Origin of the sequence: Prauserella cavernicola, from assembly GCF_016595675.1 — a bacterium.
Lineage (GTDB): Bacteria > Actinomycetota > Actinomycetes > Mycobacteriales > Pseudonocardiaceae > Prauserella_A > Prauserella_A cavernicola.
Genome location: NZ_JAENJH010000076.1, coordinates 1 through 288 on the forward strand (window position 1 = coordinate 1; position 288 = coordinate 288).

A 288-nucleotide genomic window follows, 5' to 3' on the forward strand; every position below is an offset into this window, starting at 1 on the left:
CCGCCCTTCACCTCGACTCCCGAGGCGTAGACGGAGTCGACGAACTGCCTGCCGTTGAGGTCGACCGGCGTGTCGATGCCGAACGCAGCGAACAGGTGCAGAGACGAGGCGAGCCCGAGGTCGGAGTCGGTGAGCCCGGAGCCCATCAGCCGCTCGCCGCAGTCCTCGGCGAGCGAGCACAGCCGCAGCGACAACGTGAGGCCACCGCTGCGCTGCACCTTGGCGATGGCGACGTCCAATGCCTCGAGCTTCACGAAAGTCGCTATGTCGCTGGGGTGACGCAGGCTC

1 pseudogene is annotated in these 288 nt (G+C 67.7%); it reads right to left on the reverse strand.

Annotated elements, in window-relative coordinates:
• A pseudogene (locus JHE00_RS34765) lies at positions 1–254 on the reverse strand (mandelate racemase/muconate lactonizing enzyme family protein); the annotation flags it as partial.
• Between the last annotated feature and the right edge of the window lie 34 nt (positions 255–288).